The 21544-nt window shown below is 65.9% G+C and carries 17 protein-coding genes and 1 pseudogene; 7 read left to right on the top strand and 11 right to left on the bottom strand.

Features of this window, described 5'->3' with window-relative positions:
* Positions 1–31 precede the first annotated feature (31 nt).
* Positions 32–568 carry a molybdopterin-dependent oxidoreductase gene (locus tag M2351_RS31240; protein WP_264659911.1) on the bottom strand — a complete coding sequence of 179 codons (537 nt, stop codon included), beginning with the start codon at positions 566–568 and terminating at the stop codon, positions 32–34.
* Positions 569–814: 246 nt separating this feature from the next.
* Between M2351_RS31240 and M2351_RS31235 the strand changes: the two are divergent.
* Positions 815–1150: pseudogene (locus M2351_RS31235) on the top strand (2-amino-4-hydroxy-6-hydroxymethyldihydropteridine diphosphokinase); the annotation flags it as partial.
* Positions 1151–1330: 180 nt separating this feature from the next.
* On the opposite strand, the gene M2351_RS31230 reads toward M2351_RS31235, so the two are convergent.
* The 3 genes from M2351_RS31230 to M2351_RS31220 all read right to left on the bottom strand — a co-directional run bounded on the left by M2351_RS31230 (position 1331) and on the right by M2351_RS31220 (position 5034).
* Complete coding sequence (locus M2351_RS31230) at positions 1331–2062, bottom strand: SDR family oxidoreductase (protein ID WP_264659910.1); 732 nt, start codon at positions 2060–2062, stop codon at positions 1331–1333.
* 274 nt (positions 2063–2336) lie between these two features.
* Positions 2337–3554, bottom strand: coding sequence for an adenylate/guanylate cyclase domain-containing protein (locus M2351_RS31225; protein WP_264659909.1), 1218 nt, complete (start codon positions 3552–3554; stop codon positions 2337–2339).
* A gap of 253 nt (positions 3555–3807) precedes the next feature.
* The gene (locus M2351_RS31220) at positions 3808–5034 is read right to left on the bottom strand and encodes an SAM-dependent methyltransferase (RefSeq protein ID WP_264659908.1); all 1227 of its coding nucleotides are present in this window, start codon (positions 5032–5034) and stop codon (positions 3808–3810) included.
* Positions 5035–5661: 627 nt separating this feature from the next.
* Between M2351_RS31220 and M2351_RS31215 the strand changes: the two genes are divergently transcribed.
* Positions 5662–7425 carry an MOSC and FAD-binding oxidoreductase domain-containing protein gene (locus M2351_RS31215; RefSeq protein WP_264659907.1) on the top strand — a complete coding sequence of 588 codons (1764 nt, stop codon included), beginning with the start codon at positions 5662–5664 and terminating at the stop codon, positions 7423–7425.
* Positions 7426–7457: 32 nt separating this feature from the next.
* Here M2351_RS31215 and M2351_RS31210 read toward each other — a convergent pair whose 3' ends face one another.
* The 5 genes from M2351_RS31210 to M2351_RS31190 form a co-directional block, all read right to left on the bottom strand.
* On the bottom strand, positions 7458–9113 hold the full coding sequence (locus tag M2351_RS31210) for an acetolactate synthase large subunit (protein ID WP_264659906.1): 1656 nt from the start codon (positions 9111–9113) through the stop codon (positions 7458–7460).
* Between the two features lie 20 nt (positions 9114–9133).
* Complete coding sequence (locus tag M2351_RS31205; protein ID WP_406567456.1) at positions 9134–10246, bottom strand: GlxA family transcriptional regulator; 1113 nt, start codon at positions 10244–10246, stop codon at positions 9134–9136.
* Positions 10247–10311: 65 nt separating this feature from the next.
* A complete protein-coding gene (locus M2351_RS31200) occupies positions 10312–11133 on the bottom strand; it encodes an aldo/keto reductase (RefSeq protein WP_264659904.1) in 822 nt (273 codons plus the stop codon).
* Positions 11134–11335: 202 nt separating this feature from the next.
* Positions 11336–12832, bottom strand: coding sequence for a DHA2 family efflux MFS transporter permease subunit (locus M2351_RS31195; protein ID WP_264659903.1), 1497 nt, complete (start codon positions 12830–12832; stop codon positions 11336–11338).
* Positions 12829–14031 (bottom strand): HlyD family secretion protein, encoded by a 1203-nt coding sequence (locus M2351_RS31190; RefSeq protein WP_264659902.1) that lies wholly within the window; start codon positions 14029–14031, stop codon positions 12829–12831. The genes M2351_RS31195 and M2351_RS31190 overlap by 4 nt, the downstream gene beginning before the upstream one ends.
* 84 nt (positions 14032–14115) lie before the next feature.
* On the opposite strand from M2351_RS31190, the gene M2351_RS31185 reads away from it, so the two are divergent.
* Positions 14116–14757 (top strand): TetR/AcrR family transcriptional regulator, encoded by a 642-nt coding sequence (locus tag M2351_RS31185; protein ID WP_264659901.1) that lies wholly within the window; start codon positions 14116–14118, stop codon positions 14755–14757.
* Between the two features lie 55 nt (positions 14758–14812).
* Here M2351_RS31185 and M2351_RS31180 read toward each other — a convergent pair whose 3' ends face one another.
* The gene (locus tag M2351_RS31180) at positions 14813–15193 is read right to left on the bottom strand and encodes a nuclear transport factor 2 family protein (protein ID WP_264659900.1); all 381 of its coding nucleotides are present in this window, start codon (positions 15191–15193) and stop codon (positions 14813–14815) included.
* A gap of 333 nt (positions 15194–15526) precedes the next feature.
* On the opposite strand from M2351_RS31180, the gene M2351_RS31175 reads away from it, so the two are divergent.
* From M2351_RS31175 to M2351_RS31160, 4 genes are all read left to right on the top strand, one after another.
* Positions 15527–16693 carry an HlyD family secretion protein gene (locus M2351_RS31175; protein WP_264659899.1) on the top strand — a complete coding sequence of 389 codons (1167 nt, stop codon included), beginning with the start codon at positions 15527–15529 and terminating at the stop codon, positions 16691–16693.
* Positions 16690–18294, top strand: coding sequence for an MFS transporter (locus M2351_RS31170; protein WP_264659898.1), 1605 nt, complete (start codon positions 16690–16692; stop codon positions 18292–18294). The genes M2351_RS31175 and M2351_RS31170 overlap by 4 nt, the downstream gene beginning before the upstream one ends.
* Before the next feature lie 57 nt (positions 18295–18351).
* Entirely contained in the window at positions 18352–18927 is a 576-nt protein-coding gene (gene mug, locus M2351_RS31165; RefSeq protein ID WP_264659897.1) for a G/U mismatch-specific DNA glycosylase, read from the top strand.
* 188 nt (positions 18928–19115) lie between these two features.
* Entirely contained in the window at positions 19116–20135 is a 1020-nt protein-coding gene (locus M2351_RS31160; protein ID WP_264659896.1) for an SLAC1 anion channel family protein, read from the top strand.
* Between the two features lie 34 nt (positions 20136–20169).
* On the opposite strand, the gene M2351_RS31155 is transcribed toward M2351_RS31160, so the two are convergent.
* Entirely contained in the window at positions 20170–21540 is a 1371-nt protein-coding gene (locus M2351_RS31155; RefSeq protein WP_264659895.1) for an MmgE/PrpD family protein, read from the bottom strand.
* Positions 21541–21544 lie beyond the last annotated feature (4 nt).

The following is a 21544-nucleotide window of genomic DNA, read 5'->3' as shown; positions in this document are numbered from 1 at the left end:
CAGCGCCGCCCGCGTTCAAGCCAAGGCATCGTCACTGGATGGCAAGTCGAACAACCTGCCAGACCGACCGGCTGTAATACTTGTTCTTCTTTGCTTCGGGGTCGTGGTCGAAATCGTAGACGATGAACAGGGGCCCCTTGTCGCTGACCGGCATATACCGTCCATCGCGCTTCAGCGCGAGGATGACTTGGCGGTTGCGGACATCTTCCATGGGAATTTCACCGCTGTAATCGTTGAGCGCGGTCGCGACGATCGTCTCGCCGCGCGCCCCGAGGCGTTCCATGAGCCGTGCCAGGGGGACGCCCTCAAACGTCACCGGCTCCTTGTACCAGGGCGTTGTCGTCGTGAACGACACGGTGCCGAGCGCCTCGAGCGACGCGCGGTCGAACTCGGCCAGGGCGCCCCGATTGGTCACGCTGATGTGGCCAGAGACGGTAAGGATTGGCTTTTCCACTGGAGTGGGGAGGGGATCAGCCCAAGCCGGTGCGGCGAGGCCGATCAGGAGCGCGCCGACGGCGCAGAGGAAAACCTTACGGGTCATGCGGGAATGGCGGTTCAGGGGCAGCATGGGGGCAGTGTTCATGATTGCATTTGAGCGCAATAATAGTGAAAATTAATTAACCGAGTGATGCTATTTTTTGACAACGGTAACGCGCGTTATGAGATCTTGAATAAAAATGAGCATCACTCCGAGCGCTTACCCGCAAAAATTGTGGGGCCTTCAAGGCGGCTTGCCATGGCCTTCAGCCACCGATGATCAAGACGCGTCGCCGACGTGGCGTCTCGTCCTGCCGCCTCGCTCCAACGCCACGGAATGATCATGGACTCTTTCCCCTCGCCGGCTCCCGGTGCGCTGCCTTCGGCCGGCTACATTCTTGGTGTCGGCACGAACCTCGACCCGGAGAAGAGTGCGGCGCGCATCGTCACGCATCTCGCGGCTGAGTTCGGACACGTCGTTCTCAGCCGCTTCTACTACACGGACCCGGTCGGGATGACGAGCCAGCATCGTTTCGTCAACTTCTGCGCGTTCGTTCCGAGTGAATTGGACCCGGACGCGTGCAAGGCAATGTGCGTCGGGATCGAAGTCGCGATGGGGCGGGATCGGGCGCATCCTGCGTGCAAGACACGCGACCGGGCGGCCGACCTTGACCTCGTCGCCCGCCTGCACACGCTCACGCCGCCGCCCGACCTCGACGCGCTGCCGGTGGATTCGTATCTAATCCCGCCCTTTCGGGAACTGCTGGCCGTTTTGACCGGGCGTCATCCGCCGGGCCCGGCCGGCACGTTGTGCCCTGTTCCCTTTCCAGACGCCGGCCTCGACACGGCCCGCCTAGGCGAGGCGCCGGCCGCCGTCCACCGGGATGACGGCACCGGTCTGATAAGGATTTTGGAGAATGGCTTCGACCGCGATCCCGATCGCTTCGACCCCGCCTTCCTCGCCGAGGAGCGTCTCTGACAGGACCTGCTTGCGCGCTTCGGGGCTGTGCCACTCCTTGAAGAGGATGGGGCCGGGCTGAACGACATTGACCTTGACCTTCGGGGCCAAGCCCTTGGCAAACGCCAACGCCAGATTCTGGAGGCCCGCCTTGGTCGCGCAATAGGCGTCGAAAAGCGGATTGGGGTTGTCCGCGTAGATGTCGGTGATGTGCAGGATGTCGGAACGCGGCTCCGGGCAGGCCCGCAGCAACGGAGCAAGGTCCCGGTTGAGCGCGAAGGGCGCGCGCAGGTGCACGGCGTAAAAGGCATCCATCTGGCGAAGGGCGTCGGTCGTGCTTGGGGCGGTCTTCTCGAAGGCCGACGCGTTGTGGATGAGCGCTCGCAGGCTGACGGCGACGTTCCGGATCGCGTCCGCCAGCCTAAGGCCGCCGTCCGGATCAGCCAAATCCGCTTGCAGGCAGACGGCCCCGGCCGCGCCCAGCCGTTCGATTTCCTCGGTGCGGGTGCGGTAATGGGCGATCACCGGTCTGCCCGACGCGAGCATGCGTTCGGCAAGATGGAATCCAACCCGGCGCCCGGCGCCGGTGATCACGACGGCGTTCTCCAAACGAGGGGCAGCGCTCATTCCCATGTCCTGTGTGGCTGGCTTGTCCGGGCACCGCTCTCGGACCTCACGAGTCCGGTGAGCATGCTCGCCTGGGAATAGTGCGGTTGACCGGCGTCCGGCAAGAGCGGCAACAAGCGGCCCGTCGGATTTCCGGGTCCGGCGGCTTTTGCGCCAGCTCGCCGGTGCACGGCCCGCACGGTCCTTCGACTGCGGCCACCGAACGCCCGGACCGGTTCGCGCACGGCTACCGGCGGTTCCGTTGCAGGGGACAAGCCCAGTGTGACGTTCGGCGCTATGCCCTCTCTTTGTACAGTTCAACGGGCTCGGCAAACCCTTTCAGCGCGTAGGTTCCGGCCAATATGGTTCGATCGGCCGGCAGCAGTTCCGCGAAGCGGCGGGACATCAGCAGCGGCTGGCTCATCCGGCTGCCCACCGTCTGAATGCGGTGGACCAAATTCACATCAGGCCCGATCAGCGTGAAGTCCAGCCGTCGGCCCGAGCCGATGTTGCCGTAACTCACCTCCCCGTAATGCAGGGCGATGGTCGCGGCGAGCGGCGGGTCGGTGGCGGCGAAAGGGGCGAGGCGGGTGCAGACCGCCTCGGCCGCCCGCAGCGCCATCGCGCAGGCCGCTTCCGGCTGGTCGCCGGGAAAAAAGGCCAGGACAGCATCGCCCATGAACTTCAGGACCTCACCCCCGGCCTCCGCCACCGCCGGCAGCGCCTGGTCGAAATAGAGGTTCAGCAACTCCAGCACGCGGACGCTCGGCAAACGGTTCGACAGGTCCGTGAAGCCGCGCATATCGCACAGCATCAGCGCTGTCCGCAGCGATTCGACTTGGCCGCGCTGGATGTGCCCGGCCAGAATGCGCCGGGCCGATCCGGGACCGACGTAGGTGTCCAGCAGCGTCAGTTCGACCTGACGCAGCGTGCGCAGTTCGCAGCTGTTGCGCAGCGCGGGGAGAATCCGGTCCAGGGCGGCGCGGTCGGCGGCGGAAAAGCCGCTCGGCCGCACCGTGCCGAAGCCGGCGGCGCTGACCGGTCCGTCGGTGGTGTGGAGCGGCATGGTCAGCAGTTCGACAAGACCCCGCCCGGCAAAGACGTCCAGGGGCCAAGGCGGGCCCGCCGAACCGTCCAGCCGCACCAGCACCGCTCTTCCCGTCTCCATCGCTTGGCGCGCCGGGCTGCCGAGGAACCCGGCGGACGCCGCGATCCCATGCTCCCGGTCGTGAATCTCCACGGGTTCGTTCGGGGCCCAGGCCACGGTGCGCCCCATGATCTCCGGATGCAGCGTGCGCAGGTGGAGCGTCAGCCGGTCGATGGGCAGCCCAATCGCCCGCAGCCGCTGGCCGAGCCCGGCGATGAATGCAGCCTCTTCCATCGCGTGGCAATCATCCCCCGTCAGCCATTCCACCACATCCAGGACCGACGCGGGAGCACGTGGCGGATGGAACCCACCCCGGTCAATCGGCCGGGCGGGAACAATCGCGAAACGGCTGAGCGTGTATTTCATGGCATCCCTCCGGATTTCCGCGCGAACACCACGCCTCAGTGCGCGCACCCGCACTCATAAGGCCGGCGCATGAACAGTTCCATGATCGGCCGGCCATATGACCCTTTCGCACATGGCTGCGCCATGTGCCTTCGGTATCAGATCAGATGCTCTGGCTTCTTGAACAACGGGGGCGCGACCGAGGCAGCGCCCAGCAGGAAGACGGCGCCAAGTGTTGCGGTCCATGGCAGGGATCCTGTCGTTCAGACGGCGATCAGATCCGGGGCCGCGCCGGCAACGGATGCGCCCGTTCCCATGCGTCCATGTAGCCGCGGGTGATTGGCACAGCGTCCACCGCCTTGGCCATCTGGATTTGGAAGACCATCATGCCGCCGACCCGGAAACTGACCTCGCACCCGGTCAGATAGAATTCCCACATCCGGCAAAAACGTTCATCGTACAACGCCTTGGCGTCATTCCAGCGGGCCATGAAACGTTCGCGCCAGTGCCTCAACGTAAATGCATAATGCAGGCGCAGAATTTCGACGTCGGTCACACACAAGCCGGCTCGCTCGACCGGTGCCAGAACCTCGGACAGCGCCGGCGCATAGCCGCCGGGGAAAATGTATTTGCGCAGCCAAGCGTTGGTGGTCCCCGGGGACTCAAAGCGGCCGATGGCGTGCGGCATGGCGACGCCATCCTTGGCGAGCAGATGATGCACCGTATTGAAAAAGGCTTGGAAGTGGCCGACACCAACATGCTCGAACATGCCCACCGAAACGATCCGGTCGTATTGGCCGGCATCCTCACGATAATCGCGCAAATGGAAGCGCACCCGATCAGCGAGGCCGGCGATCCGGGCGCGCTCCGTCGCGACCTTGTGCTGTTCGACGGAAAGCGTCAGCCCCGTCACTTCGACTCCCGTCTCCCGTGCCAAATACAATGCGAGGCCGCCCCAGCCGGAGCCAATGTCGAGCACCCGCATGCCAGGCTCCAGCCGTAGCTTGGCCGCGATGTGGCGCTTCTTGCGCAGCTGCGCCACCTCCAGGTCATCGTCAGAGTTCTCAAAATAAGCGCATGAGTACTGCCGGTCCGAGTCAAGAAACAGCGCGTAGAGATCGTCCGACAGATCGTAATGATGCGCCACGTTCCGCATGGACCGTCCGACCGGGTTGTGCTGGTGCCAACGGCGGAACAGCGTGCCGAATCCGCTCCACAGAGGAGTGAATATCGAGCGCGGAGGTGTCGCGAGATTGCTCATAGCGAGGGCCAGGAAATCATACAGCGACCCTTCTTCCACGGTGAGTGTCCCGTCCATATACGCTTCGCCGACGGCAAGCTGCGGATTCAGGAACAGCCGGCGGTGCAGCGCCTCGTCATGCAGCCTGATCGTCGCAACCGGACCCGGGCCACCACCGAAACGCCGCGTTTGCCCAAAGGCATCGATCACGGTAAGGCGGCCGCGCTGGACAAACTTTTCAAGCATGTAAGCCAGAAGCATGAGGATCTCCTGCGACGAGGCAATGTTGGCCGCCATTGTGCAGACCGCGCCCTTGCCATCAATTGGACAGGAGCGCCGCAAACGGCCAAATGACACGCGTTCTCGGCCAGCCCCGTTTGTTGGCCGGAACGGCCAGATCTTTGGCCGTATTTGACGTTCTCTCGCGATTGCCGTCGCGATGAAAATAATGAATCCTGGGTTCTCTCGCCGAACCGCAACGATGCGATCAGCGCGTGGGTGAGACGCGGCGTTCAGATCGCTCGCCGTGCCGACCTTGGGCCAGCGCCTTCCACCCCACCCCGCCCCCCGGAGGCGCTGGCCATTTTTCGCCCCCACGGATTCAAATTCGGACGGTCGCCGCGTCGCCATGGCGGCCCCGTGCCCAGCCCCTTCTGCCATGCCGCTGCGGACTTGACGCTGCCCTATGGGACGCTACATGCCATGGGACGCGGCCTGTCGCCGATCCTCGTCCGTTGTCGAAAACATCACTCAATTCACTTCGTTGATATCATCACAAGACGGGCACTGCCTTCCCGGTTTCTTTGGACATGCTTGTTCGGGGACGATCTCCAGCAAAGCGGGGCTGCGCAACAAACAACGATGTGTGGAGCGCGGGAGAGGTGAGCGATGGCGCGTCTGCTTTCGGTCAATGTGGGTCTGCCGCGCGACATCGCGTGGCAGGGAAGAACGGTCCACACCGCAGTCTGGAAGACGCCTGTTCAAGGCCGGCGCATGGTGCGGCGCCTCAACATCGACGGCGACGGTCAAGGGGACTTGAAGGGACATGGCGGCGAGCATCGGGCCGTCTTTGTCTATCAGATTGGTTCTTACCGCTATTGGCAAAGCCAGCTTGGCCGGGGCGACTTCGGTTACGGGCAGTTCGGCGAGAATTTCACCGTCGACGGACTGCCCGACGATGAGGTGTGCATCGGTGATCGCTACAGGATCGGGACGGCGGTGTTCGAGGTGACGCAGCCGCGCGTCACCTGCTATCGGGTCGGCATCCGCATGAACGAGCCGCGGATGCCCGCGCTGCTCGTCGCGCACGGCAGACCCGGCTTCTACCTTCGCGTTCTTGAGGAGGGAGAAGTCGAAGCAGGCGACGAGATTGTGCAGGTCGCCGCGGATCCCGAGCGCATGACGGTCTCCGAGATCAACGCGCTGTTGTACAAGCCCGGGCATCCCGGAAACCAGCTGGAGCGGGCGCTGCGCATTCCTGCGCTGAGCGCGGGCTGGCGCGGCTCCCTCCAGGCGCTGCTGGAGCGCGCGCAGGGGGGTGGCACGGCGACGGGCAATCCCGGGCTCGCTCCTTCCGCCGGGCCACCTCCGGCGTGGGCGGGGTTCCGCCCGTTGCGGGTATCGCGCAAGACCAGTGAAAGCAGCCGCGTGACCTCGCTGACGCTGGAACCCACCGACGGGCGGCCGCTGGCGCTGGCGCTGCCGGGCCAGTTCGTCTTGCTGCGGCTGAGGCCGGCGCCCGATGCGCCGGTTCTCCTGCGCAGCTACTCGCTGTCGGGCGAGCCGAGCGATGCCCGCTACCGTGTGAGCATCCAGCGGGCGGTGCATGGTGCGGCCGGATCCTACATCGAGAGCCAGGTCCGGGTCGGGGATGTGCTCGACGTGAGCGCGCCGCGCGGCAGCTTCACGCTGACGTCGGGCGATGGCCCCGTCGTCCTGCTGAGTGCGGGGATCGGAGCCACTCCGGTGCTCGCCATGCTCCACTCCTTGGCCGCCGCCGCTTCACCGAGGACGATCTGGTGGATTTACGGCGCCCGCGACGGCCGGGAACATCCGTTTGCCGGGGAGACGCGAACGCTCCTTGCAGCCCTTCCCGGCAGCCACAGCCACGTCCGCTACAGCTTGCCACGTCCTGCGGACCGGCCGGTTCTCGATTACGATGCCGCCGGGCGGTTGACGGTGCAGGTGCTCCAGGAACTGGGCGTGCCGCGCGACGCCGATTTCTATCTGTGCGGGCCGGCCGCCTTCCTGACCGACTTCACCACCGGCCTGCAAGCCTGGGGAGTGGCCGCCAGCCGCGTTCACAGCGAGATTTTCGGATCGGCCCCATCCATGACGCCGGGTGTGGCCGCGGCCCGCCACGTGCCGCCGCACCTGCCGGTCGGACCCGCAGGCACGGGGCCGCTGGTGTCGTTCGCACGGAGCAATCTCAGTGTCCCCTGGAATCCGGCGTTCAACAGCCTGCTCGAACTTGCCGAGGCGTGCGATGTCCCCGTCCGGTGGTCGTGCCGATCCGGGGTTTGCCACAATTGCGAGACAGGGCTCGTGACCGGGACGGTCGGCTATCTGCCCGACCCGGTCGAGCCGCCCGGCGACGGCAACGTGCTGATCTGCTGCTGCCAGCCGAAGGGCGACATCGCGCTCGACCTGTGACGAGACCCGATCGCGCCGGGCGCGGAGCACCGTCAAGCGTTCTCACCCCCACTCTTTGAGGCATGGTCGCGCAGTTCGTCGACAAGGACCCGCATGTTTTCCGAATAATCGATCGGCACCGTGATGAGGTGGACGCCGCCGTCGGCGAAGGCCGCCTCCAGCGCCGGCGCCAAGCCGTCGGCGTCCTCGACCCGGCGGCCCGGCAGGCCGTAGGCCCGGGCGTACGTGACGAAGTCGGGATTGCCGAAGGTCATGCCGAAGTCGGCATACCCGTCGACCGCCTGCTTCCAGCGGATCATCCCATAGGCGTCGTCCTGCAGGATCAGCACCACGAGGTTGAGGCCGAGGCGGACCGCCGTCTCCAGTTCCTGCGCGTTCATCATGAACCCGCCATCTCCGCACACCGCCAGGACCCGCTTGGCCGGGTGAAGCATGGCCGCCATCATGGCCGAGGGCAGACCGGCCCCCATCGTCGCCAACGCGTTGTCGAGCAGCAGCGTGTTGGCGACCCGGGTGCGGTAGTTGCGGGCGAACCAGATCTTGTACATGCCGTTGTCGAGGCAGACGATGCCGTCCTCCGGCATCACCTGCCGCACGTCGTGCACGATGCGTTGCGGGGTCAGCGGATACCGGCTCTCCTCCGCCCGGTCGGCGATCCGGGCGAGGATCCCCTCGCGCAGGCCAAGCAGCGCGCCCGCCCGGGGCAGCTTGCCTTCGAGCCGGTCGGCCAGCAGGCCGAGGCTCGGCCCGACGTCGCCCACCAGCTCGGCGTGCGGGAAAAACACCTCCTCGACCGTGGCCGGCAGATAGCCGACATGCAGGACCGTGGGGCCCTTGGGACCCATCAGGAACGGGGGCTTTTCCACCGTGTCGTGGCCGATCGACACGATCAGATCGGCCTGGTCGATCGCCCGGTGCACATAGTCGCGCTCCGAGAGGGCGGCGGTGCCAAGGTAGAGCCCGGAGCCGCCGGAGACCGCCCCCTTGCCCATCTGCGTGTTGACGAATGGGATCTGCACGCGCTTGACGAACTCCGACAGCGCCTGCGCCAGACGCGGCCGGTTCGCCGCGGCGCCCAGCATGATCAGCGGCCGCTCCGCCTTGCGGATCAAATCGGCCGCCCGATCCAGCGCTTCCCGCGGGGCGACCGGCGGGTCGATCCGGTGGGGCGGCACCGGCGCGAGCGCCGGCGCGGCCTCGCTGGCGATGTCCTCCGGCAGTTCGAGCAGGACCGGCCCCGGCCGCTCCTGCTGGGCCACCCGGAAGGCCTCGCGGACGAGCGCCGGGATGGTCGCGGGGCTGACGATCTGGCGCGCCATCTTGGTCAGCGGCGTCATCGTCGAGACCATGTCCACGACCTGGAAGCGTGCCTGCTTGCGGCTCAAAATCCCCTTCTGGCCGGTGAGCAGGATCATGGGCATCGCCCCGAGCAGACCGTAGGCGGCGCCGGTGGCAAGGTTGAGCGCGCCGGGGCCGAGCGTGGCCAGGCAGACACCGGCCCGGCCGGTCAGCCTCCCGTGCGTCGCCGCCATGAAGGCGGCCGCCTGCTCGTGGCGGGTCAGCACCAGTTTGATCGACGAACGCCGCAGCGCCTCGACGACGGCAAGGTTTTCCTCGCCGGGCACGCCGAAGACCTGCTCCACACCCTCGCACTCCAATGCCGATACCAGCAGTTCAGCGCCGTTCATGTGAATACTCCTCAAACACCTCAGTCAGAGCATGCGGCCACCAGTGATTCACGATATGGGGCCACGCCGCGGCGATGCCCATCGGAAGGCATCCACTCGACCCGGGACGCCACCGCCATGCCGGTCGAAAGCGAGGTTCGCGGTACCTTTCCCCTTGGCGTCGTTTGCCGAACATCGGTCGCGACGTCCTCGAAACGTCGGCGGTATTCGCCGGGTGTAACCTGCAACCGCCGCAAGAACGCACGGCGCAAGGCGTTGGTGTTGCCAAACCCGCATCGGGCGGCAACACGCTGCAACGGTGTGTCCGTGTCTTCGAGCATCCGCCGCGCCGCGTCGACCCGCGCCGCCTCCACGAAGTCTCCCGGAGTCATGTGTGCTTCCAGGCGGAACACCCGGGCGAAATTGCGAGCGCTCATGTTCGCCCGCTTCGCCAGCGCGTTGACGGCCAGATCGCCCGTCAGATTGTCCAGCACCCACGCCTGCACCGCCTGGATGGCCGAGCGCTCCGACGATTGAGCGGCCAAATGGGCACTGAACTGCGACTGTCCGCCGGGACGCTTCAGAAACATCACCAACTCGCGCGCAACCGCCAGTGCCAGCGGGCGCCCCCAATCTTCCTCCACCAGCGCAAGCGCCAAATCCATACCCGCCGTCACGCCGGCGGATGTGTACAGGGGGCCGTCGCACACGAAGATGCAATCGGGCTCGACCGTCGCCTCGGGAAAGGCCGTGGCGAGTTCGTCGGCAACCCGCCAGTGCGTGGTCACGCGATGGCCATCGAGAAGCCCGGCAGCCCCGAGCACGAAAGCCCCGGAACACACCGAACCGTAGCGTCGCGCCGTCGCGGCCTGCCGTTTCAACCACTTCTGCACGGTGGGTTCGCGCGGGTAATCCTGAATTGTGGGGCCACCGGCAACGAGCAGCGTGTCGATGGCGCCTTCATCGGGATCCTCGATCGTGCGGTCCGGAAGAAGCCGCAACCCCGAGGAACCGATGATGGGGGCCGGCGAGAGGCCGATCACCTGGGTCGTGTAGGCGTTCGGGTCGCCAAGCTGGCGGCCGGCTTCGGCAAACACATCGAGTGGCCCCACGACGTCCAACAGCTGAACCCCGGGAAAGGCGAGCAACGCCACGCGCATAGCATCGTTCCAAATGTTTGGCAGAAACCCGGATATCAAACCGCCACCGGCCGCACCGGCTAACGGACCCGCGGAATGAAGCCCGGCACCCCGGTCTTCACCACGGTGTTGAAGCGCACGCTTGTCGTTATGCTGTCCCGAATCTCCTGCATGGCGTCGTCCGGCAGGGTCGAAATGTCAAAGTTCTCCCGGATGTTGCGGGGCTTGGTCGAGGTGGTCAGAAAAGCGGTGCCGCGCTGCACCGCCCAGGAAAGCGCGACCTGGGCAGGCGTCTTGTGCACGCGCCGCGCGATGGACGTGATCACGGGGTCATCCAACACCTTCGGATCCAGGCCGTGCCCCAGGGCGGCAAAGGCCAGCAGCACAATCCCCTGCTCCCGACAGAACTCCAGCAGTTCCCATTCAGGGAGATACGGATGGGATTCGACTTGCACCGCGGCTGGCTTGATCCGCGCGACCGCAACGATTTCCCGAAGCTTTTCCAACGTGATGTCCGACAGGCCGATGGCCTTGCACTGCCCCTCGTCCACGAGGCGTTCCAGCGCTTGCCACGTCTCGGCCAGCGTCACTCCGGAATCGTAGATCACCTGACCATGCTCGTCCCTCGGATCTTGCTCCTCGCCGGGTTGAAAGGCGAAGGGAGTGTGGATGAGGTAGCAATCGATGTCGTCGATCTGCAGCCGGCGGCGGCTGGCCTCGAAGGCCGGCTTGACCCGCTCCGGACGATGGTTGGTGTTCCACAGCTTCGTGGTGACGAACAGGTCCTCCCGGCGAACCGTTCCCGCCTTGATCGACGCCTGCATCGCATCACCGACCGCTTCTTCGTTGCGGTAGCGTTCCGCACAGTCGAAATGCCGAAATCCCACCTCCAGCGCGGTCATGGTCGCCTGCTTCGTGGCGAGGGGATCGGGGATCAGCGTGCCGAACCCGACGGCGGGAATGGCGCCGGTTCCATGGGCGAGAGGAATCCTCGTGTGGCGAAGCGCATCGCGGGTTGTCATGCCTGTACTCCTTTGTCGGAGGCTGGTGGCCGCGTCAGCCGCGGCCGGGTTCGAAGGAGCAAAACCGCGCCAGAAAACCGCATCAGTTGGCCGGGCGGGGCTTGTGGAGAAACAGGACAAGCGGGCTCACGAACAGCATTGCGATCATCATGACCTCGAACTGGCTGATGACCCCAACGAAAGCCGCCTGCCCGGTGACCATGTGGTTGAGCGCGGCAAGCCCCGGCCCCGCGATCGATTCCGTGACATGCGCGGCGTCGCGGAAGGGCGTCAGGTTCTTTGCCAACGCCACGTGCATGGCCTGGGTGTTCTCGTGGAAAAATATCTGGACCAACGCGATGCCGATGGTGCTGCCATACAGGCGCGACAGATTGAAAAGCACCGTGCCTTCCGGCCGGAACGCCGGGTCGAGGGTGCTGAACGCCGCCTTGGTGAGCGCCGGCATCAGCATGCCGAGACCGGCGCCCTGGAGCGCGCCCGCCATGACAACCGGCCACCAGTCCATCGCGGGTGAATAGCCGAGCATCCTCCAGTTGGCATAGACGACGAGGGCCATTCCGCCGACCACGAGCAGCCGGTTGTCGACGCGCGCCGGAACGCGCCCTGCCAGGAGCATCGCCCCCACGAGCGCGACGCCGCGCGGGATCGTCATGTAGCCGGTGGTGTCGGCCGGGTAGCCGAGCAGTTCATCCAGCATCGGCGACGTCAAGGCCATGGTCGGCAGCAGGACGAAGCCGAACGCGAAGTACATGATCATGGAAAGGACGAAGTTGCGGTCCTTGAACAGCGCCTTGCTGAGGAAATGATCCTTCGTCGTCAGCACGTGCACGAGATACAGGTAGAAGCCCATCACCGAGGCAATCGCCTCCGCCCAAATCTCGACCGAATGGAACCACTCCAGGCGCTCGCCGCGATCCAGCATCATCTGCAAGCCGATCATCCCGAGTGAGAAGGTCGCCAAACCGAAGAAGTCGAAGGGCGGGTTCCGCTCATTCCTCTTCTCGGGAAGCGAGAGCGCGATCACCAGGGCGATGAACCCCGCGACGGGCAGGCCGGCATGGAAGATCGAGGGCCAGCCATAGTGTTCGCCCAGCCAGCCGCCGATGCCGGGACCGCTGACGATGCCCAGCACCAGCGTGACGGTCCACACCAGACTGATGCGGGCGTGCCGCGGCGGCGGCAGCACGTCGAGCAGAATCGCCATCGACAGCGGGGCGAGGGGGCCGCTGGCACCACCCTGGATGACGCGCGTGGCGACGAATTGCATCGAAGTCGTCGCATAGGTGCTGAGTATGAGGCCGAGAGCGAAGACGGCGATCGAGACCTGATAGACGGTCTTTCGGCCGTAGCGGCCCGCGAGCCAGCGCGTCATCGGCATGGTGATGAGGCTCGCCGCAATGTACCAGGAGAACACCCAGCCGGCCTCGTCGTCGGCCATCGACAGCGTGCCCTGGATGTGGAGCAAGGCCGCGTTGGGCAGCGAGATGTTGACCGCCTGCATGTAGGTCGCCACCAGCGCCGCGACCGTGATCGCGCGATGGCCTCCGGCCGGTGCGCCCGACGTGGGTGCGGCCATCATTTGGCGTCCTCCGTCGCACGCCACCCCACGAATTTTTGGCCCCAGGCACCGCGGTGTCCGGTGTCGACCCGCACGTTGGCGCTGATCCCGGAAAACAGCGGCCGATCCGGATCGATCTCGTCAAGCTCAAGGCGCACCGGCAGGCGCTGGACGACCTTGACCCAGTTGCCGGTCGCGTTCTCGGGCGGCAGGACCGCGAAGTCGGATCCCGTGCCCGGGCTCATGCTGACGACGTGCGCCTTGAAGGTGCGGTCCGGATAAACGTCGACATCGACGTCCGCCTCCTGCCCCGGACGCATGTGGCTCAGGCCGGTCTCCCGGAAATTCGCTTCGATCCAGATGCGCCGGCTCGACAGAAGCGAGAACACGGAGGCGCCGGGATTGACGAAGTCGCCGACCTGCAACTCGTCGACCTTGGTCACGATCCCGTCGTCGGGAGCCGTCACGGTCGCGTAGGACAGGTCGAGCTGGGCACGGTTCAGCTGGGCCCTGGCTGCACGAACCGATGGGTGGCGATCGACGTCGATGTTGGGATTGCCATTCAACGCGACCACGGTGTTGGCGACCTGCTGTTCGATCGACGCGATGCGCTGACGGGCAACCTTGAGGTCGGTCTGGGCTCGCTCATAGGCCGAGCGCGGCGCCCAATCGGAGGCGACGAGCGCCTTCTTGCGGCCATACTCGCGCTCGTTGAAATCCGCGGAATCCCTGGCGGATTGCAGGTCCGCCAGCTGCTGGCGGTAGGTGGCCTTGAGGGCATCGATCTGAAGCCGCGCGCTGCCGACCTGCGCCTCGGCATGATCGACCGCAATCTCGTACGGCGCGGGATCGAGGCGGAACAGGACCTGGCCCCGCCGGACGCGCTGGTTGTCCACGACGGCGATTTCGACCACCTGGCCGGCAACCCGGGCGTTGATCGACTCCTTCGCCGCGCGGATGAAGGCGTCGTCGGTCGAGACGTAAGGCTCCTCAGCCACGCAATACGCCGCGCCGGCGACGGCCAGAATGACCGGGAAGGCGATCATCAGCGGGCGGCGAAGGCGCTCCCGCAACGTCCTCTTTGGTACCGCGTCGCGCGCAGGACGGTTGAGCGCGCGGTTGAACTCGGATCCGAGTTCGGCGAGCCGCGTCCCATCGACGTCGTGGACTGCGCTGTCGGACGTCATCGGGCCGACGGTTGATGCGACATCGGACTGCATGGTGGGCCTCATGGCCGTTGAATTTTGTACCGATGCGTACAAATATGATCGCGCGGAATTTCCCGTCAAGGATTTTTATGCGACATGGTACAAAACACACCTCCAGGGCCGAAGGGCCGAGGCCGGCCGCGCGCCTATGACCCGGACGAAGCGTTGCAACGGGCAACGGACAAGTTCTGGAAAAGCGGATATTCCTGCACGTCGCTCGACGAGATCAGCGCCGCGACCGGCATGAACCGGCCGAGCCTCTACGCGGCGTTCGGCGACAAGCACGCGCTCTACCTCAAGGCGCTCGCGTCGTATTGGCAGCTCAGCCTTACCGCCCTGCGCGATGCGCTGGCGGACGGCGACGGGACCTTGGGCGAGGCCCTGATGCGCGCCTATGAGGGGCAGCTGGCGCTTTACTATTCGGGCGTCGCCCTGCCGCGCGGCTGCTTCGCGGTCGGAACCGCCACCACCGAGGCGGTCGACGATCCTGAAATCCGAAGCCTTCTCGCGGACGGACTCCGTGCCCTCGATGCCGATTTCGAAGCGCGTTTCCGCTTGGCGCGCGAGAAAGGAGAACTGAACGGCGATGCCGATCCCGCGGCGCTCGCGGTGTTGGCATCCGCCCTGCTTCACTCCCTCGCGATCCGCGCCCGTGCCGGTGCGCCCCGTGCCGAACTCACGGAGACCGCGCGCAAGGCGGTGGGCGTCATCTGCGGAGTATCGGCCAATGCGGGCTGACCATGCCCATCACACCAACCGATCCCCACACGGGCGCGGCCCTGCCTTGCCGGTTTTACGCCGTGCGCTCAACCCAACGCGCGCGCGAAGGTCCGGGCTCGAACGGGTCCGCGAAGTACTGGGTCTCACGGGCCACCTTGCCGTCCGCAAACTCCATGACGCTCACCGAATAGGACGGGCGGCCATCATATTCCAGGATGAATTCCGTGACCCACAGGTCGCCCGCGCCGACGATGCGGCGCACCTTGAAACGCTTTGAATTCGGCTGCGCGGCGCGCGAGGCCTGTATGTTGCGCCGGCCCCTGATCCGTTCGCCCGACTGCGGGTATTCGAGCAGCGCATCCTCCCGGTATATGTCGTGCTCAACCTCGAAGTCGTTTGCGTCCGAGGCTGCCCAATGGCGGTTCAATGCCTCTCGAATCTCATCCTCGTCCATCCTGCTGCTCCGGTTTCCGGTCGCGAACCCCGTCCTGGCGAGGGGGAGCCTCGACAAGCCTACCGGTCCAAGATGGGTGCCTGACATGAGCCCGGCGAGACCGGCGGGTCGGGATCGGCAGGTCGTCCTGTCACGCGCCGCGCGCAACCATGGGCAACCCGCCCGGCGGACGGTCGGTTTGGCGGTGGCCGTAAACCGCGTTTGGGCCATATATCTGGCCGATGCGATCTTGCTGACCGCCATGGCCGCCCCGCGCTTCTGCTACGGCAAGGATTTGGTTCGCGGCTCGACCCTGGTACGGCGCCACGATGAACCTCGCAACGGAGGGTTCGGATGGACGTTCAGTCACCAACCACGGATCCACTTCCTTCCGGACCGCCGGTTGTTTCCGGGCAACCGCCGCCCGCCACCGATCGCGGCCCCGGCACGAGATCGGCCGAGCCGCGGCATCGGGTGGGGGCCTGGCTTCTTCGGTTGGCGATCCTCGTCATCACGGGTGGCATCGTCGCGCTGTTCATCACGCGCTGGGATGTCTGGGTCGGTCAGGCGAGCCGCCAGACCACGGACAACGCTTATGTGCGCAGCGACATCACCCCCCTCAGCGCCCACGTCGAAGGCTATGTCCGCCGCGTGGCCGTGGCCGACTTCCAGCTCGTCAAGGCCGGAGACCTGCTGGTCGAGATCGACGACCAGGATTACCAGGCGCGGGTCGACCAGGCCGAGGCGGATGTGCTGGGCGCGGATGCGGCCATTCGGAATCTGAAGGCGCGCAAGGCCCTGCAACACGCCGAGATCGATCAGGCCCAAAGCGTCATCGACACGACCCGCGCCGATGTCGACCGCACCCGATTGGAGCTGAGCCGCCAGAAAACCTTGCTGGGGACCACCTACGGCACAGCCCAGAAGGTGGAGCAGGCCCTTGCCGACGAGAAGCGCTTCGAGGCCATCCTCGCGCGCAACGAGGCCGAACTTGAAGGCCAGCGCCGGCAGATGGGTGTGCTTGATACCCAGGAAGAGCAACTCCGGGCCGACGCCAAGGCCAAGAAAGCTGCGCTCGAACTTGCCAGGACCAATCTCGGTTACACCCGGATCGTCGCGCCGGTGGAAGGCATGGTGGGCGAGCGCGGCGTTCGCGCGGGACAATATCTGCGTCCCGGCACCCAGGTCATCGCCGTGGTCCCGCTGGACAATGTCTGGGTGAATGCGAACTACAAGGAAACCCAACTGACCCGCGTGGCGATCGGCCAGAAGGCGGAAGTCACCATCGACACCTTCCCCGGAACGGTCGTCACCGGTCGTGTCGACAGCGTCGCCCCGGCCAGCGGATCGCAGTTCAGCCTGCTGCCGCCGGACAACGCCACCGGCAACTTCACCAAGGTCGTGCAGCGCATTCCGGTCAAGATCCGGCTCGATCCCGGAAGCCCGCTCGCCGGCCGACTGCGTCCCGGCATGTCGGCGATCGCGACGATCCTGACCGACAGCGCGCCGGTGGCGCCATGACCGTCGCCTCGGAGTCAGCGGGAGCCCGCATCCCGAGACCCGCGGCGGCCGGATTGCCCTGCCGGCGTCCCTTGGCCGGCGTTGCGGCGGTGTTGCTGGGAGCCTTCATCTCGACGCTGAACACGCGGGCCACCACCTTCGGCCTTGCCGACATTCGTGGCGGGCTTGGCCTTGGCTTCGATGAGGGGGCCTGGTTGACGACGGCCTTCTCCGCCAGCCAAATGGTCGTCGCGCCGAGCGCGGCCTGGCTCAGCCTGGTCGTCGGCACCCGGCGTTTCCTGCTGTGGGCCAGTGCGATCTTCACTGTGTCGTCGCTGCTGCTGCCCTTCACGACCGACCGCGAGGTGATCATCGCCTTGCAGATCGTCCGCGGCCTCTCGGTTGGCACCTTCATCCCCGCCGCGCTTGGCTTCATCCTGCGCAGCCTGGCGCCGCGCTGGTGGATCTGGGGCATCGCCGCCTACGCCTTCCGTTTCGTATTCTCCCAAAACGTCGCCGCGTCTCTCGAATCCTGGTATTCGGAGACCGGCCATTGGCAGTGGATTTTCTGGCAGAACGTCGTGCTGACGCCCGTCATGGCCCTGATCATCCTGTGGGCGGTGCCGCGCGAGGGCATCAATCGCGACCTGCTGCGCCGCACCGATTGGGGCGCCGTTATGTTCGCCGGCCTGGGTTTCGGGCTGATCTATGTGGGGCTGGACCAGGCGAACCGCCTCGATTGGCTGAATTCCGGTGTCGTCGCCGGCTGCCTGGCGGGTGGCCTCGTGCTGGTCGCCGCCTTTCTCGTCAACGAGGCGACCGTCAAACACCCGCTGATCCACCTGCCGGTGCTGGCCCAGGCGAACGTCGCCGTTCCGGCCCTGCTGATCGGCATCTACGGCTTCGGTTCCCAGGCCACGGCCTTTGTTCTGCCGGACTATCTGACGCGCATCCAGGGTTTGCGGGCGTTGCAGATCGGCGACGTGCTGAACTGGATCGCCCTGCCGCAGTTCCTGATCGTTCCGCTGGTGGTGCTGGCGCTTCGCCGGATCGACTCGCGTCTCCTGCTCAGCATCGGCTTTGCCCTGATCGCGATCGGAAGCTGGATGGACACGGGCTTGACTCACGACTGGGCGAGCGGCGACTTTCTCCCTTCCCAGATCGTCGAGGCGGTGGGCTTGGCGATCGGCATCACGTCGCTCATCACCTTCGCGGTCTCGAACATCACGCCACCTCAGGCCGCGGCCATCGCGGCGACGATCCAGACCGCCCGGCTGCTGGGGATCGAGATGGGAACGGCCTTCATCCAAACCTTCTTGCGGGTGCGGGAGCAGATTTACTCGAACCTGATCGGGCAACATCTGAGTTCCGGCTCCGACATCGTGGACCGCATCGTGACCGCGCTCTCGAACATCTACGGCCAACGCGCCAACAATCTCGGGCTGGAAAACAGCCAGGGCATCGCCGCGGCCGGGCGGTTCGTGCAGCGCGAAGCCTATGTGCTCGCCTATATCGACGGCTTCTGGATCGTTGCCTGGGTGCTGGCACTGGCACCTCTGCTGGTGCTGCTGCTGCGCCGTCCACCGCCCAATCCGATGACTCCGCCGCGCATCGAGCTTTGAATGGGGCGCGGAATTGGCCAATCGTCACGACAATCAGAATGATTCCGGCAAACACCGATGGACCTCTCATACGTCGACATTCTGGCCCCGGACCTTCCGGTCGTCTTTTGCGGCATAAATCCCAGCACACAGGCGGCGGCCTCCGGCCACAATTTCGGATCGGCGTCCAATCGCTTCTGGCGCGTCCTTCACCTGTCCGGCTTCACGCCCACGAGGATTCCGGCGGAAGAAGACCGCCGTTTGCTCGCATTCGGTTGCGGCATCACCGCCGCCGTCCCGCGCCCCACGCGCAGCGCCGGCGAACTCCAGCTTCACGAGTTCCACAACTCCGGAGAGGCGCTCCGCGCCAAGATGGAGCACTTCCGCCCCGAGACCATCGCATTCCTGGGAAAGGCTGCGTACGAGGCGATCGAAGGCAACAAGGTCGGTTGGGGACCACAACCCTCCCGCTTCTGCGGTGCTGCCGTGTGGATTCTGCCAAACCCCAGCGGACTCAACCGCAGCTTCAGCCTCGACGATCTGGTTGAGGCCTACACGGACCTCAGGGTTGCATGTTCGCCCTCTCTGAAGCGGTGGATGGCCCAAGGAAGGCTCCAGAAGGTTGCGTCGGATAGCGCGCCAGGGAGCGATTGAGCACCGGCGTGCCCGCAGCACCGCAGCAAGCAACGCGGGAAGTCCTTTGGCCGTTTGAAGCATCGGATTGGCAGAAACTGGCGTTCTGGCGTCGTTGTTGTCGTGCAGGCGATAACCTCTAATAGGGCTCATCGGAGAATTGTCGGCGGCTGGGGCTTGCCCGGGGTCGATTCGGATGGGAGGTCAAGATGGTTGCGACCGCCGGTATTCTGGCCGGTGCCAGAAAGGCTGCCGCCTCGGTTGAAAAGTTGCCGGTCAATCTTTTCGGATCTGTGATGGGAATTGCCGGGCTTTCGCTTGCGTGGCGTCAGGCGCACACGGTTTTTGGCGCGCATGCCCTGATCAGTGATGCCATTGGCGTGCTAGCAATCAGCGTGTTCGCGGCGCTGGCCGTGGCCTACATCGTGAAAACCCTGCGATATCCCAGGGCTGTCATGGCTGAATTCGACCATCCGGTGATGGGTAACTTCTTCGGGACGATCACGATTGGCTTGCTGTTGCTCTCCGCCGTCGTGGCTCCGCACAACGAATATTTCGGTCAATGGGTCTGGATTGTCGGCGCCATCACCACGCTTGGGTTGTCCTACATTGGGATTCAGCGCTTTCTGACTATGAAGCAGGACGGAACCAACACTGTTCCTCCGTTGCTGATACCGGGTGTGGCCTCTCTCGACATTGCGGTGACCGGGGCCACGATGCCCTTCGATTGGGCGTATGAGGTGAATCTTTTCGCTTTGGCGATCGGCAGTGTTTTTGCCGTTACACTGTTTGTCCTCATTGCGGCGCGATTTCGTCATTTCGACCCGATGCCGGCGCCGATGACGCCGGTGTTGCTGGTCCTCATCGCGCCGTTCGAGGTCGGGTTTCTCGCCTATACGAACATGACGCACAGCATCGATATGTTCTCGGCGATGTTATTCTACTTTGGCCTGTTTTTGTTTTTGGTGCTCGTGCCGCGTGTCTTTCACCCTTCCGTACCCTTCGGCGTGCCGTGGTGGGCCGTGAGCTTTCCGATGGCGGCCCTGTCAATCGCGGCCCTCAAATACGCAAGCGCGCAGGGAGGCTGGGGCACCACAATCATTGCGGCACTCATCCTGGCGGCGCTGACGGTGCTCATTGCCGTCCTGTTCGTACGCACGTTGGTGATTGCGTTCGTACGACTAACAGAAACGCTGGCTGTGTTTGAGGGCAGCGATGGCGCAGGCTAAGGGTTGAGAAGGCCTGGGGATCTCTGCCCCTTTCCTAGCGTGCTTGGGCACAGGTGGCGGGCATGCCGAGCAGGTCATCCAAGAAGTCGGCGACTTCGCCGCCATGCCGACCGCCATGGGGTCCAAGGGCGGCCACGCCCGCTTCGATCAGCGCGCCGCGATGCTCGCCGAGAACCGGCCACGCCAGGGTGCGGTACTTCGAAACAAGCTCGTCGGCCGCCAGGGGCGTGGACGGGTCGCCGCGCGTCGTGGTCGGCTCGGAACGGAGTTCGCGGCCGTTGTTCAGGACGAAGGTCACGCGCGCCCAGCGCTCGGCGGGGAAGCGGGCGGAATAGACGGCGTCCTCCACCACCTCCATCGACCGGCTGAGGCGCAGCACCTCCGGGTCGGCGCAGCCCTCCGGCGCGATCTCGCCGGCGCCGACGGTGCCGTGGACGATGGCGGCGGCGACGGGGAAGGGCAGGCTGTACTGCGCCTCCTCCGTGCTGGACGGCGCGCGGGCGTCGAGGCGCTTGGCCTCGTGGAAGGTGGCGACGCAGACCCGTTCGATGTCGGCGGCCGGCACGCCGTGCTTCCGGCGCAGCGCCAGGGCCGCTTCGATGGCCGGTTGTGCCCAGCGGCAGACGGGGTGCGGCTTGAAATACTGCTCCAGGATGCGCCAGCGCGTGCCGAGGTCGGACCACAGCGCCGCGGTCTCGGCGCTTTCCATGAGCACGGCCGGCGCGCCGGTGAAGCCGTCCTCCGCCAGGAAGGCGGCGCTGACGCCGCCGAAGGCGCCCCAGGCGGAGCCGTCCTTGACCATGGTGGGATGGTCGATGCAGCGCATCATCGGACTGCGCGGTCCGTGGAACTCGGCGATGCCCAGGGCGTGCCGGGTCGCCTCCGCGTCGAGGCCCAGGCGGCGCGCCCCCACCGCCGCGCAGGCCAGCGCGTTCCAGGCGCCGGAGGTGTGATAGTCGCAGGCCGTCGCGTGCAGGGCGATGCCGGCGCGCAGCGCCAGCTCGTAGCCGACCGCCACCGCGGCGAGCAGCTCGCCGCCGGCCGCGAAGGGCCGTGCCTCGGCGAGGGCCAGCACCGCCGGCAGCACCGCCACCCCGGCGTGGCCCTTGGTCAGGACATGGCCGTCGTGGGCGTCGAAGCTGTCGATGGTCGCGGCCCCGGCGAAGGCGGCCCCGGCCGGCGAGGCGCTGCGCCCGTCGAACAGCAGCCGCGCCGCCGGCCCGTCGCCCCCGGCGGCCATGTGGCGGGCCGCATGGTCGCGGGCGATGCGCGACAGGCGCGTCGTCGTCCCCGCCGCCGCCACGCCCAGCAGGTCCAGGATGCAGGTCCGCGTGGCGGCGACGACCGCGTCGGGCAGGTCGGCGACGGTCAGGTCGTGGATGAAATCGTTGACCGGGATGCCCATAACG

The organism is Azospirillum canadense (assembly GCF_025961225.1).
Lineage (GTDB): Bacteria > Pseudomonadota > Alphaproteobacteria > Azospirillales > Azospirillaceae > Azospirillum > Azospirillum canadense.
This window is presented reverse-complemented; position numbering and strand designations above follow the sequence as displayed.

Excerpts from the sequence above, each read along its gene's own strand:
- M2351_RS31160 (WP_264659896.1), top strand. The coding sequence starts at position 19,116 with ATGGTTGCGACCGCCGGTATTCTGGCCGGTGCCAGAAAGGCTGCCGCC.
- mug (WP_264659897.1), top strand. The coding sequence starts at position 18,352 with ATGGACCTCTCATACGTCGACATTCTGGCCCCGGACCTTCCGGTCGTC.
- M2351_RS31190 (WP_264659902.1), bottom strand. The coding sequence starts at position 14,031 with ATGCAGTCCGATGTCGCATCAACCGTCGGCCCGATGACGTCCGACAGC.
- M2351_RS31170 (WP_264659898.1), top strand. The coding sequence starts at position 16,690 with ATGACCGTCGCCTCGGAGTCAGCGGGAGCCCGCATCCCGAGACCCGCG.
- M2351_RS31230 (WP_264659910.1), bottom strand. The coding sequence starts at position 2,062 with ATGAGCGCTGCCCCTCGTTTGGAGAACGCCGTCGTGATCACCGGCGCC.
- M2351_RS31220 (WP_264659908.1), bottom strand. The coding sequence starts at position 5,034 with ATGCTTCTGGCTTACATGCTTGAAAAGTTTGTCCAGCGCGGCCGCCTT.
- M2351_RS31175 (WP_264659899.1), top strand. The coding sequence starts at position 15,527 with ATGGACGTTCAGTCACCAACCACGGATCCACTTCCTTCCGGACCGCCG.
- M2351_RS31155 (WP_264659895.1), bottom strand. The coding sequence starts at position 21,540 with ATGGGCATCCCGGTCAACGATTTCATCCACGACCTGACCGTCGCCGAC.
- M2351_RS31185 (WP_264659901.1), top strand. The coding sequence starts at position 14,116 with ATGGTACAAAACACACCTCCAGGGCCGAAGGGCCGAGGCCGGCCGCGC.
- M2351_RS31225 (WP_264659909.1), bottom strand. The coding sequence starts at position 3,554 with ATGAAATACACGCTCAGCCGTTTCGCGATTGTTCCCGCCCGGCCGATT.
- M2351_RS31215 (WP_264659907.1), top strand. The coding sequence starts at position 5,662 with ATGGCGCGTCTGCTTTCGGTCAATGTGGGTCTGCCGCGCGACATCGCG.
- M2351_RS31210 (WP_264659906.1), bottom strand. The coding sequence starts at position 9,113 with ATGAACGGCGCTGAACTGCTGGTATCGGCATTGGAGTGCGAGGGTGTG.
- M2351_RS31195 (WP_264659903.1), bottom strand. The coding sequence starts at position 12,832 with ATGATGGCCGCACCCACGTCGGGCGCACCGGCCGGAGGCCATCGCGCG.
- M2351_RS31180 (WP_264659900.1), bottom strand. The coding sequence starts at position 15,193 with ATGGACGAGGATGAGATTCGAGAGGCATTGAACCGCCATTGGGCAGCC.
- M2351_RS31240 (WP_264659911.1), bottom strand. The coding sequence starts at position 568 with ATGCTGCCCCTGAACCGCCATTCCCGCATGACCCGTAAGGTTTTCCTC.
- M2351_RS31200 (WP_264659904.1), bottom strand. The coding sequence starts at position 11,133 with ATGACCGCGCTGGAGGTGGGATTTCGGCATTTCGACTGTGCGGAACGC.